At 32.6% G+C, this 11,906-nt stretch carries 12 protein-coding genes; 4 read left to right on the forward strand and 8 right to left on the reverse strand.

Annotation, left to right across the window (positions count from 1 at the left end; all coding sequences use genetic code 11):
* Positions 1-38: 38 nt before the first annotated feature.
* Positions 39-2,333 (forward strand): multicopper oxidase domain-containing protein, encoded by a 2,295-nt coding sequence (locus ACUSJC_RS09215; RefSeq protein ID WP_449269282.1) that lies wholly within the window; start codon positions 39-41, stop codon positions 2,331-2,333.
* A gap of 3 nt (positions 2,334-2,336) precedes the next feature.
* A complete protein-coding gene (locus ACUSJC_RS09220; protein ID WP_449269283.1) occupies positions 2,337-3,107 on the forward strand; it encodes an alpha/beta fold hydrolase in 771 nt (256 codons plus the stop codon).
* Here the strand turns inward: ACUSJC_RS09220 and yaaA are convergent.
* From yaaA to ACUSJC_RS09235, 3 genes are all read right to left on the reverse strand, one after another.
* On the reverse strand, positions 3,090-3,848 hold the full coding sequence (yaaA, locus tag ACUSJC_RS09225; protein WP_449269284.1) for a peroxide stress protein YaaA: 759 nt from the start codon (positions 3,846-3,848) through the stop codon (positions 3,090-3,092). The two genes, ACUSJC_RS09220 and yaaA, sit on opposite strands and share 18 nt — an antisense overlap.
* Positions 3,849-3,967: 119 nt before the next feature.
* Entirely contained in the window at positions 3,968-4,462 is a 495-nt protein-coding gene (locus tag ACUSJC_RS09230; protein WP_449269285.1) for a hydrolase, read from the reverse strand.
* 32 nt (positions 4,463-4,494) lie between these two features.
* Entirely contained in the window at positions 4,495-5,271 is a 777-nt protein-coding gene (locus tag ACUSJC_RS09235) for an MBL fold metallo-hydrolase (RefSeq protein ID WP_449269286.1), read from the reverse strand.
* A gap of 108 nt (positions 5,272-5,379) precedes the next feature.
* On the opposite strand from ACUSJC_RS09235, the gene ACUSJC_RS09240 reads away from it, so the two are divergent.
* Entirely contained in the window at positions 5,380-6,837 is a 1,458-nt protein-coding gene (locus ACUSJC_RS09240) for a TonB-dependent receptor (protein ID WP_449269368.1), read from the forward strand.
* Between the two features lie 68 nt (positions 6,838-6,905).
* Here the strand turns inward: ACUSJC_RS09240 and ACUSJC_RS09245 are convergent, their stop codons facing one another.
* Together ACUSJC_RS09245 and ACUSJC_RS09250 are read right to left on the reverse strand one after the other, a co-directional pair.
* Positions 6,906-8,048: an ABC transporter ATP-binding protein gene (locus ACUSJC_RS09245; RefSeq protein ID WP_449269287.1), complete on the reverse strand. Its 1,143-nt coding sequence runs from the start codon at positions 8,046-8,048 to the stop codon at positions 6,906-6,908.
* Positions 8,049-8,051: 3 nt separating this feature from the next.
* The gene (locus ACUSJC_RS09250) at positions 8,052-8,612 is read right to left on the reverse strand and encodes a GNAT family N-acetyltransferase (protein ID WP_449269288.1); all 561 of its coding nucleotides are present in this window, start codon (positions 8,610-8,612) and stop codon (positions 8,052-8,054) included.
* A gap of 139 nt (positions 8,613-8,751) precedes the next feature.
* On the opposite strand from ACUSJC_RS09250, the gene ACUSJC_RS09255 reads away from it, so the two are divergent.
* Positions 8,752-9,129: a glycine zipper family protein gene (locus tag ACUSJC_RS09255; protein WP_449269289.1), complete on the forward strand. Its 378-nt coding sequence runs from the start codon at positions 8,752-8,754 to the stop codon at positions 9,127-9,129.
* 60 nt (positions 9,130-9,189) lie between these two features.
* On the opposite strand, the gene ACUSJC_RS09260 is transcribed toward ACUSJC_RS09255, so the two are convergent.
* From ACUSJC_RS09260 to ACUSJC_RS09270, 3 genes are all read right to left on the reverse strand, one after another.
* The gene (locus tag ACUSJC_RS09260) at positions 9,190-9,705 is read right to left on the reverse strand and encodes a DUF4199 domain-containing protein (protein ID WP_449269290.1); all 516 of its coding nucleotides are present in this window, start codon (positions 9,703-9,705) and stop codon (positions 9,190-9,192) included.
* A gap of 90 nt (positions 9,706-9,795) precedes the next feature.
* Entirely contained in the window at positions 9,796-11,151 is a 1,356-nt protein-coding gene (locus ACUSJC_RS09265) for a hypothetical protein (protein WP_449269291.1), read from the reverse strand.
* Between the two features lie 11 nt (positions 11,152-11,162).
* Positions 11,163-11,651: a T9SS type A sorting domain-containing protein gene (locus ACUSJC_RS09270; protein WP_449269292.1), complete on the reverse strand. Its 489-nt coding sequence runs from the start codon at positions 11,649-11,651 to the stop codon at positions 11,163-11,165.
* Positions 11,652-11,906: the final 255 nt, after the last annotated feature.

Genomic DNA, 11,906 nt, shown 5'->3' on the forward strand with positions numbered 1-11,906 from the left:
TTTTTGTAACTTTGGGTTATTCTGCAAATTAAATTTCCATGAAAGCTCTACTCTCCTTTATTCTTCTATTTTTTTCCGTTGTTTTTAATGCTCAAGTAGGAACAAATGGACAAAGTAAGGAAGAAAATGGAAGACCTATAAAAGAATATCAGCTTACTATTAGCAAAGAGAAAGTTACTTTGGCTGGTGTCTCAAGCAAAGGAATGACAATTAACGGATCGGTTCCTGGACCTACTTTGGAATTCAATGAAGGGGACTTAGCGGTAATTCATGTGACCAATACCATGGATGTCGAAACTTCTATTCATTGGCACGGAATCATTTTACCAAATTTTCAAGATGGCATTCCTTATATAACTACTCCTCCTATTGCTCCCGGAAGTACTTTTACCTACCGAATTCCAATCAATCAATCTGGAACATATTGGTATCATTCACACACTATGTTACAAGAACAAAAAGGGGTTTATGGTTCCATTTTAATTCATCCCAAAGAAAAAACATTGGAATATGATGCTGATTTAGTCGTTGTTTTATCAGACTGGACCAATCAAAAAGCGGAAGCCATTCTTAAAAACCTAAAAAGGGGAAGCGAATGGTATCAAATTAAAAAAGGAACAGCTGTTCCTCTAGGAAAAGCCATTGCTGAAGGCGGCTTTAAAGCGCAAATGAAAATGTGGCGAGACCGAATGAATGGAGCTGATATAGCCGATATTTACTATCCTACTTTTTTAGCAAATGGACAAAAAATTGCTGAGTATCCAAATTTTAAAGAAGGACAAAAAATTAGAGTTCGGTTCATCAATGCTGCTGCTTCTACTTACTTTTGGGTTGATTTTGGTGGCGGAAACCCAATGTTAGTTTCTGCTGATGGTGTCGATGTGAAACCTGTATCTAAAGATCGTTTTCTATTTGCAATAGCCGAAACCTATGATTTTATCGTTACTGTTCCCAAAGGAAAATTAGAAATTACAGCCACGGCACAAGATGGATCAGGACATACAAGTATTCATTTAGGTTCGGGCGAACTTTTTCCTGCAAAGGTTATCGCAAAACCTGATAAAGTAGAAATCATGAAATCCATGGCTAAGATGGATATGAAAATGGGCGCTCCCGCTTTAAAAAATAATGCAAAAAAATATGAACCTGAAGAATTATCTAAAAAGTATGGAATGAAAATGGATATGAATCCAAAAAAAATGACATCAGATAGCACAAATATGGATCATCAAAAAATGGATATGTCAATGCATCACATGGCTGAGCATCACAACTCAAAAGCTATGAATAAAATGAAGAAAGACAGTGTTCCATTTAATTATGAAGAGCGCAAAAAATACTTCAACTACAATTTTTTAGAAGCTCAAACTAATACTGATTTTGATAAAAAACTTCCAGTTACCAAATTATTGCTCAATTTAACCGGAAACATGAATCGCTATGTTTGGAGTTTCAATGGTATTCCATTATCTGAAGCCGATAAAATTAAAATCAAAAAAGGCGAAATTACCCAAATCACTTTCAACAACTTAACTATGATGCATCACCCAATGCATTTACACGGACATTATTTTAGGGTGATTAATTCAAATGGTGAAAAATCTCCTTTAAAACACACGGTTAATGTTGCCCCAATGCAAAAAGTAACCATTGAATTTTTAGGCGAAGAATATGGCGATTGGTTTTTTCATTGTCACATTTTATACCACATGATGGGCGGTATGACTCGTATTTTTAGCTATAATACTCCAAGAGACGAAAGAATGAAAAACTATCCAGAAGAAAAAATTATTAAAGAAACCAATCCTTATTATTTTTGGGGATTAGCCGATATAGGTTCACATTTCACTAAAATTAACACAACTTATAGCAACATAAGAAACGAATGGAACGTTCTTGCAGAATATGGTTACGAAAAAGATTTTGAAGCTACTTTAAGTTACAATCGATACATCAACGATTGGGTGCGATTATATGCCGGAGTGAATACCGAAAATAAAATAAAACACGATTTAAACGACATGAATACCGTTGGTAAAATTGGGGTTAAATATTTTACACCTTATATGTTTAATCTAGATATTAATATGGATTCTCAATTGCGAACACAAATTAAAATCGATAAAGAATTCATGCTTTTCAAACGTTTTTTTATTCTTGGTGAATATGAATACACTGCCGATTTTGGTTGGGGAAACCAAATAAATTCTAATTTTGAAGGTGAAACCAAATATAAAATAGGATTCGAATATATGTTTGCTCAATATTTTTCATTCATGGGAAACTATCACAACCTTTATGGTTGGGGAGCTGGAATTACAACTCGTTTTTAACAAATGAAAATTAAAAATATCGTTACTGAAATCGCTTTTCAAAAAATAAACCACTACCCTAACCAGCCCACTATTATTTTTTTACATGATTCACTAGGCTGTATGGAACTATGGCGTGATTTTCCTCAACAATTAGCTGAGAAAACAAAATGCAACGTTATTTTATACGACAGACAAGGTTATGGTAAATCTTGTGCGTTTTCTTATGAAAAACGAGACGTAAATTATCTAGAACAAGAAGCTGATATTTTGGCTGAATTACTAGATTTCTGGAAAATCGAAAATGCTATTTTATTCGGATTTAGTGACGGAGGTTCTATCGCACTGATTTTTGCAGCAAAATATCCCGAAAAAACAATTGGCATAATCACCGAAGGCGCTCATATTTTTGTTGAAGAAATTACGCTCAATGGCATTCGTAAAGCGGTTCTTCAATATGAAACAACCAAACTAAAACAGAAATTAGAACGCTATCACGGTGATAAAGTTGATGATTTGTTTAACGCTTGGACTAAAACCTGGACTTCCGAGGAATATCAAGATTGGAATATAGAACATTGGGTGCAACAAATCGAATGTAAGTCGCTAATTATCCAAGGTGAAAACGACGAATTCGGTTCTTTGGATCAAGTCGAAAAAATTGTTTCGCAAACCAAAGGTCATTCCCAAGCTTTACTCATTCCTAATGCCGGTCACACAGCGCATAGAGAAAATCCGGAAATTGTATTGGAAGAATCGACTCAGTTTATTAGAACACTAACGCGTAAAAACTAACTTGTTTCCTTGGCTTAAATTGGCATCAAAAGCATAGCCTTCGTAATTGAAGTTTTTCAATTCGTCCAATGTTTCCACATTATTATCAATAATATAACGAACCATCAAACCTCTGGCTTTTTTAGCAAAAAAACTAATCATTTTCAGTTTTCCGTCTTTGTAATCTTTGAATTCAGGAGTAATCACCGGGACTTTTAACGACTTTACATCAACTGCACTGAAGTATTCGTTACTGGCTAAATTGATAAACAATTCTTCTTTCTCTAATTCTTTGTTCAATGCATCGGTAATCGTCTTTTTCCAAAATTCATACAGATTTTTTTTGGTTCCCACTTGCAAGGAAGTTCCCATTTCCAGACGATATTCCTGAATCAAATCTAAAGGTTTCAACAAACCGTATAAACCCGAAAGAATTCTCAATTTTTCTTGTAAAACTGCTAATTTTTCTTCCGGAATAGTGTACGCATCTAAACCAACATACACATCGCCATTAAAAGCGTAAACCGCCGGACGAGCATTTTCGGGTGTAAAAGGTAACTGCCAATCTTGATTGCGTTGCCAATTCAAATCGGCTAGTTTTTCTGAAATACTCATTAATTCCATCAAATCTTTAGGCTTCTTCTTTTTCAAAGTCTTTTGGATCGTTTCTGATTTGCTCAAAAACGCAGCTTCCGTAAAACGCTGTGTTGGCAAAGCCGAAGTATAGTCTAATGATTTTGCAGGCGAAATAATGATTTTCATAGTTAACGTTTTTTGTTTTTATGTTGAACCAAATTTACCAAAATCAAACACTTTCCACTTAGAAAACTAATGGAAAGTATCGATTGAACTATCAGTAAATTTTATGCTAAACAGGAAAATTATTTAGTTTGTCTTTCGTAAATAACAGTTTCAACGGTTTCAAAATCGGTTGGTTTATCTTCATTGAAAAAATATTTTACCAAGATTTGTCCCCAAAGTTCACCATTTGAATATTCAGCAATAATCCATCTGTGGTTTAAAACTTTCGCTTTGTTAATGATGAAATTTTTACCGTCAATAGGCTCATAAGGAATCAAAGGGTTTCCTTTAGGATTGGTATTTAAAGAAACTAAATCTTCATTTACCTTAGCCATTACTTGTTGGTAATCTAAGTTCTTATTGTAGAAATAATCCTGAGCATCTTGATCTTTTTCGATATCAAAATAATCATTGTATTGAGCAGTCGCTATAGAATCGCGTGCTATTTTTAAATGTTGTTTTGCTTTTTGCACTTCCAATTGTTGGAATTCTAAAATTTTAGTCGAATTCACATATTGAAAAACGTTAATTAAAAACGAAAACACAAAAAGGTATAAAAAGATGTTTTTTTTCATCGGTATAAAGTTCAATGTTAATTATTCTATTTTTAGTCCAAATCAATCACAAGATTATCATAAGCTACAAACACATTTTTGGGCAGTTTAGCTTGTATTTCCTCATGGAAACCAAAAATGTGACTGATATGTGTTAGATAGGCTTTTTCGGGCTGCACCAAAGATATAAAATCTAAAACTTCTTCTAAATTAAAATGTGTATTATGAGGTTCTTCACGCAAACAATTTATTACCAGATTTTTACAGCCTTTAATTTTATTAAGTTCGCTGATATCAATTCGTTTTACATCTGTTAAATAAACCGAATTCAATAGTTTATAACCAAAAACTTGTAACGAACCGTGCCAAGCGTTGATGGGTTCAATTGTAATATTCTTGATACTAAATGCTTCATCTTGCCTAACTTCTACTTGAGTTACGGAAGGCGCTCCGGGATATTTATTTTCGTTACTAAAAATATAATCAAAGCGTCTGGCTAAATTATCCAGAACACGTCTGTGTGCATACACCGGAATATCACCCTGTTTAAAATAAAACGGACGAATATCATCTAAACCTGCGGTATGATCGGCATGTTCGTGCGTAAAAAGTAACGCATCTACATGCTTACATTGGCTTTGTAACATTTGTTGACGAAAATCGGGACCGCAATCGATTACGATAGAAAATTCATCGGAATAAATCCAAGCCGAAACTCTTAAGCGCTTATCTCTAGTGTCTTGACTAAGACATACCGGATGATCACTCCCAATCACAGGTATACCCTGAGATGTTCCCGTTCCTAAAAAGTATAATCTTGCTGTATTCATACCTTACAAAAATAAAAATAATTAGGCTATATTTTACAAATTGATTAACTTTGCACCAACAAATTAAACTACAATCTTTCCTAAAAAACATCATTGCAGATGAGAAGCATGGTTACCGACATTAAACTACGTGGAGATAAGCAAATTGAACAAATTCCCTCCATCAAAGACAAAGCCTTACGAATTAACTTAAATGATAGTATTTATGGTACTTTCGCAGAAATCGGAGCAGGTCAAGAAACTGTGCGACATTTCTTTAGAGCCGGAGCCTCCTCAGGAACTATTGCAAAAGCCATGTCTGCTTATGATAAAGATTTTAGTGATGCAATTTATGGTGTAGAAGATGATGGACGTTATGTAACAGAAAGTAGATTGAAAAAGATGTTGGCGCACGAAACCCGCATCATGGAAGAGCGTTTAAAGAGAGACAAACATCCGAACAAAATTTTCTTCAGTTACGCCAATACGGTTGCCACAATAGATTTTGCAAAACAATTTAAAGGACACGGTTGGGTCGGAATTAAATTTCAAGTAGAACCGGATGAAGATTACAACGAAATTATTCTTCACATTCGCTTTAAAGAAAACGACGCTCGTTTACAACAAGAAACTTTAGGAATTTTAGGTGTTAATTTAATCTACGGTGCATTCTACAAGCACAATGACCCTAAAAAATTACTTCGCTACTTATACGATCACTTAGATAAAGACCAATTAGAAATCGATACTATCAACTTTTCAGGACCTCGTTTTGCCAATGTTGACAACCGATTAATGAGTTTACAATTGGTTAAAAACGGAATGACCGATGCCGTTATGTTTGGTCCTGACGGAAACAACATTTTACCGGCTGCTGTTTTATATAAAAAAAACATCTTAGCCTTAAGAGGAAGTTTCAGACCTGTTACTAAAGTAAACATGAATATGTACAAGAAGTCATACGAAATGTTTATTCATGAAAACAAAGTTGACGAAGAAAATACATTTGTAGTTTTTGAAATTACACTTTCTAACTTAAAAGCGGAAGGTGAAATTGACGAAAGAGATTTCTTAGATAGAGCTGAATTGCTTTGTTCATTAGGACAAACGGTTATGATTTCAAACTTCCAAGAGTATTATAAAGTAGTTGAATATTTTTCTAACTATACAAAAGCTCGTATGGGATTGACTATGGGAGTAAGTAACTTAGTGGAGATTTTTGACGAAAAATATTACCGTCATTTATCAGGAGGAATCTTAGAAGCTTTCGGTAAGTTATTCTACCGCGACTTAAAAGTATATTTATACCCAATGAAAGATGAAGAAGGTGTAATCATTAACTCTGATAACCTGAAAGTTCATCCAAGAATGAAAGAATTGTACAAATTCTTTAAATTCAATGGAAAAGTGGTTGATATTACCGATTTTGAAGAAGAGAATTTGGAAATTTTCTCAAGAGAAATTCTAAAAATGATTTCTAATGGACAATCAGGTTGGGAATCAATGGTTCCAGATGGTATTGCTGATATCATTAAAACGCATCATTTATTTGGTTACCATGATACCAAAGAATTAGCTGAAAAATAATTTAAAAAGTATATAATAGAAAAACTGTCTTAAACTAAAACTTTGAGACAGTTTTTTTTGTTTTTTGATTACCCTACAAAAAAACGTCGGGTTGAATTCGAAATATTTCTCATATACCCCAATGGCACATTATTATTTATAACTACGTGCAAAAAATTATTGATGGAAACTGATTCCGGAAAAGTTGCTATAAATGTTCCTCCGTTTTGTTCTAACGTCATCAACTCTATCTGAGCGAGTATCGTATTTAACTCGCTTTGCGGCAATGAACTCTCGAATTCAACAACTAAATGCTTAGAACTTTCATTTTCTGAATTCAAATTTCTTTGCTTTCCTGCCTTTAAAAATATTACTTGGTTTGATGTTTTCTCAACTTCATAAAGCTGTTGCGAACTCAATACTATGGCTATAGGTCGAAAAGCGGAATTAGCAATATTTCTGAAATCATCCAGAATTGTTTGTTGTGCCAAAATATCAAGGTTAGCCAAAGGTTCGTCAATCAATAATATTTTTGGCTTTTGTAACAGCATTCTGGCTAATTCAAATCTCATTTTATACCCTGAAGAAAGGTCATTCCACGAATAGTCTCTGAATTTTCTTAATCCTAATCGGGTTATAACTAAATCTACAATGAGATTGTTTTCTTCTGGCTTATAACCAAAACAGCTCGCTGTAAATTCAAGATTTTCATACATTGAACCTCTCCAAGTATTTGTTCTTTGCGGTATATAAACTAATTGTGTTCTTAAATCATATAAATCAGAATAATCAAACATATACTCAATTCTTCCTGATGTTGGCTGTAATTCTCCGCACAAACTTCGTAAAAGTGACGTTTTTCCGTTCCCATTCTCTCCTACTAATCCTATGATTTCTCCTGTTTTTATATCCATATTAATTGGTCCTAAGCGAAATGAAAAACTGTAGTTTTTTACTAAATTTTCTACTTTTATAATGGTTTGATGTTCATGACATGTTTTTTTATCAAGCTCATTATGAAGTTCACTTAATAAATGTTGAAGTTTATCTTTTTTAGCTTTATCATCATCCGAATTATCATCTAACCAATTTAAAAAGTCTATAGTTTTTTTATAAAAATCTATATTTTCTGTATCAAGCGTAAAATCAATAATGCGTTTTATTGTTTGATTAAAATCGTTGAATTTAAGAAGCTCAACAACTTCATTGAATTGTTTTTGAAATTCAGTCATATTCTATTTGATAAATTCTCTTTTTAAAATGCCATATTTTACAGTATCACAAAATTCATTGTTATAAAAGAAATCTTCTACAAAGTGAGCTTCTTTTCGGAAACCACTTTTAATTAAAACTTTTTCAGATGCTATATGTCTGGAATCAATTACAGCTTCAATTGAATGAAAATTAAGGTTTTCAAAAGCAAAATGTAAAAGCCTTTTTACTGCTTCCGTTATATAACCTTTTCCCCAATATTCAGGCATTATCATATAGCCTAATTCTGTTCTGAAATTTTCAGGTTGTGTTCTGTAAAATCCAATAATTCCAATACATTTGTCGCTTCCTTTTTCAGTAACTGCCCAATTGATATCGACATTTTCATCAATTTTGTCGTTGATGACTTTTATGTAATCCAATGCTTCTTGCAAAGTTGTAGTCAATGGACGCGGAATATATTTCATGATTTCAGTATTTCCTCTTAGTTTTAGTACTTCTGGAGCATCCTCTTTATTTAGTTTTCGGAAACTTAGTCTCTCAGACTCTAAATTAGGGAACGGATTAAAATTGAGCTGTAGCATTAAAATAGAATAATTTTATGGTTATTTACAAATTTAGAAAAGTTAGAGATTAAAATTTTATAAAAATGTACTAAAATGATATAAAGAGCTCTTGTATTAACTGATTTAAATTTGTCTTATCAATATTAAATCAAATGTTATGAAAAATTTAGGGATATTATTAGTTTCTGTATTATCGTTTGTTTCTTGTAAAAATACAGATAAGTCATCTGATGAACTAGCTAAAGAAGCTGCAATTGATTCAATTAAAATGGAAATGGAGAAACAAAGAATAATTGATTCGGTACAAAAAGCAGAGCAAGAAAAAGTAGTTTATGTGAATCAAAATACGACAACCACAACAGAAAGAAAAGGATGGAGTGGTACTGCAAAAGGAGCCGTTATCGGAGCTGGAGTAGGCGCTGCTACCGGAGCTATTGTAAGTAAGAAAAAAGGAGAAGGTGCTATTATCGGAGGTTTGGCAGGTGCAGGTATTGGTGCAGGTACGGGAGCGATAATAGATAGTAAGAAAAAGTAAAGAAAGTTTAAAAGAAGGCTCGACAAATTGTCAAGTCTTTTTTTGTTTTTATAATCGGCTTTATTTATTTTTTCTCATAATAAAAGCTGCAAGCAATGTAAAAAGTAACCCTAAGGGTAAAATCTCAGTATATGTGATCATAATAACCATTACCGGATTTTTATACAATTCGCCAAACTGTTTAATTTCTTCTTTCTTTTTGGCTAATTCTGTTGCATCAGTAATTGTTTTTTGAGCCTCTTCCAGTTGAAACTGTCCATATTTTTCAATAAAATCAGGAAAAAAATTATAATATTCTATAAACCATACTAGAACATAGATCGTAGAAATAATTAATGTTATTAATACCCCTAAAGTCAATGCTTTACTAAAAGCAATAATACCGTCATTTTCTTTTCGATATTGATAAACTCCAATGAAGATAAAGACAAAAGCCAAAATCATTCCTCCAAAGCCTAATATATAGTTTGGCTCAAAAGCAGCCGGATCTTTCATTAAAGAAACTGTACCATAAACCATAAAAGCAGAAACTATACTTCCTCCTATTAATCCGTTTTTTAAAATGATTGTTTTCATCGTTACTTTTTGTCGGTTTGCAAGCCAAATATAAAAAAAACGTCCAACTATTTTAAGGTCAGACGTTTTTAAATTCAATTCTATTTAGTTTTATTGTCCATCTGCATCCAAGTCAGATGATCTTTGTTGTTCTAGTTCTTTTACTGCATTTAAGTTTCTTACATAACTTTCAGACTGCTCTTTACCAGCTCCATATAATTCTGGGTGAATATATGTTCCTTTTACTTCTTTTTCTTTTTCTTTTTCCGGAACAATTCTGTTTTCGTTTGCAAATTTATCTGAACGAACTGCTGTAATTTGCCAGCTAACTTCTACATTAGGAGTACTTGTTTGAATAACAAATTTATTACCACTAATTTTCTCCTTAATAATTGCCTGTGCAAAAGTTCCGATAGTTGTTAATTGATATCTGAAATCTTTATTAGCAGCTTCAAAATAGTTCGGTAAAATTACAGTAACATATCCCCTTGCATCAGTTGTAGCATTTCCGGAATAAATATTCATCATTTCTGGAGATTCCACAAAACTGTGAATTAAATATTTATTTTGTGGGTCTAATGGATGGTCAATTTTAAATGTTCCTCCTCCTTTTGCAATAGTTCCAGTTACGTTTAAGTTACCTGTAATAGTAACATCACCTGTAAAATCTGAATTTCCATCAACTGTCAATTGGTTTACTGTATTTGTATTATAATCATTACTTAATCGCAATCTTCTCATATTAGAAAATCCATCTCTATTAAATCTTGCAATAGTATCTGCGGTTGAACAACCACCAATTAAGTATAAGTTATTTAAACTACCATTATGTTGAAACTTAATTCCACATTCAGCTGAATAGTTAGTATCTTCAGCAAAATGCAATTCACCTGAATTTACATTATTAAATGCACCGAAGTTTCCAATAGCCATTTTAGGAGTTCCGCTATTTGTTACGTAGAAATTTAAATCAGAATTAGTAACGTTTGGTCCCACAACAACACTTCCTGTATTTGTATTGTTAATGTTATTTCCATTAGAAGTCCATTCTGCACCGGCAATTCCTGCAGCGTTTTTAGCAAATAAAGCATACGGAACGCTTAGCAATTGACTAGCACCAGTAATAGTGTATGATGTACCTCCTGCCGGATCAATTTCTGATTTAATATAATACGAACCTGTAGACCAATCAATAGCCGTAAAATCTCCTGATACAACTGATCCGCTACCAACTTCGATACTAATAAGACCATTTGCGTTTGTGGTAGGAGTTTGTGTTTCTACATAAACAGCTGTTCCGCTAGAAGACCCCTGTAAAATACTTATTTGCATTCCTACTGTAGTAGAAGTTAAAAGTGCATCACTAGCATCTCTGATTACTGCCTGATAACTCATTTTTTCAGGAGCCTGAGCAAAAGCATTTAACGATAGTACTAAAAAAGTAAATAAAATGTATATTTTTTTCATGATAATTTCTTTTAATGTTTAATGATTTTGTAGTTTTTAACCTCTTTATTTTGGTTTAATATCTGTAGGAAATAAATTGATGAAGGCAAATCAAGTACTGAAATTTCAGTTACTTCAGAAGATATTTTATCTGTTTTTATTAACCTCCCGTTAACATCCATGAGTTTAAAATTTAAATCCAGAGCTTCTTTATTAATTAGTTTTAACATCAAAACATCTGTACTCGGATTAGGATAAATAGTGACATCTGTTATAAGTTCTGAAAAATTTTCAATAGCTAATACTTCAGATATTTCATAAGGTTGTTGTACACCTTCAATCACATATCCATTAGAACCATTGTTGGTTTTATAATCAATTTGACCTACGGAATAAGAAATTGATCCTGTTGTTCCTGTTAAATCTCCACCTGAAGATGTAGGAGATTGTTGAGCTAAACAATTGGAAATACCGAGGTAAAATACAATTGTCAGAAAATGTAAAAATTTACTTGTCTTCATATTTGTTGGTTTAATTAATAATCTAACCTTTTTAATTAAAATATATCCAAAAACAACTCAGTAGTAAATTTCAATAGATCTTGGGGCAAAAATCTACAGCAAATAAATTACTCTTAGCAAAAGTAGTAAAAGAGCAATCATTTATCATGGGTAAAAGTACCTGTTTTTCCTTAAAAAAACAAGAGCATCCAATATTCTTAAAGAATATTGGATGCTCAAAAATCCAACCAACCAAATAAATCCCACTAAAAAGGA

It is taken from the genome of Flavobacterium sp. U410 (assembly GCF_053570605.1).

Bases quoted from the DNA above. Each gene is read 5' to 3' on its own strand.
- ACUSJC_RS09230 (WP_449269285.1), bottom strand. From the start codon at position 4,462: ATGAAAAAAAACATCTTTTTATACCTTTTTGTGTTTTCGTTTTTAATT.
- ACUSJC_RS09215 (WP_449269282.1), top strand. From the start codon at position 39: ATGAAAGCTCTACTCTCCTTTATTCTTCTATTTTTTTCCGTTGTTTTT.
- ACUSJC_RS09220 (WP_449269283.1), top strand. From the start codon at position 2,337: ATGAAAATTAAAAATATCGTTACTGAAATCGCTTTTCAAAAAATAAAC.
- ACUSJC_RS09245 (WP_449269287.1), bottom strand. From the start codon at position 8,048: ATGACTGAATTTCAAAAACAATTCAATGAAGTTGTTGAGCTTCTTAAA.
- ACUSJC_RS09260 (WP_449269290.1), bottom strand. From the start codon at position 9,705: ATGAAAACAATCATTTTAAAAAACGGATTAATAGGAGGAAGTATAGTT.
- ACUSJC_RS09265 (WP_449269291.1), bottom strand. From the start codon at position 11,151: ATGAAAAAAATATACATTTTATTTACTTTTTTAGTACTATCGTTAAAT.
- ACUSJC_RS09240 (WP_449269368.1), top strand. From the start codon at position 5,380: ATGGTTACCGACATTAAACTACGTGGAGATAAGCAAATTGAACAAATT.
- ACUSJC_RS09255 (WP_449269289.1), top strand. From the start codon at position 8,752: ATGAAAAATTTAGGGATATTATTAGTTTCTGTATTATCGTTTGTTTCT.
- ACUSJC_RS09250 (WP_449269288.1), bottom strand. From the start codon at position 8,612: ATGCTACAGCTCAATTTTAATCCGTTCCCTAATTTAGAGTCTGAGAGA.
- ACUSJC_RS09235 (WP_449269286.1), bottom strand. From the start codon at position 5,271: ATGAATACAGCAAGATTATACTTTTTAGGAACGGGAACATCTCAGGGT.
- yaaA (WP_449269284.1), bottom strand. From the start codon at position 3,848: ATGAAAATCATTATTTCGCCTGCAAAATCATTAGACTATACTTCGGCT.
- ACUSJC_RS09270 (WP_449269292.1), bottom strand. From the start codon at position 11,651: ATGAAGACAAGTAAATTTTTACATTTTCTGACAATTGTATTTTACCTC.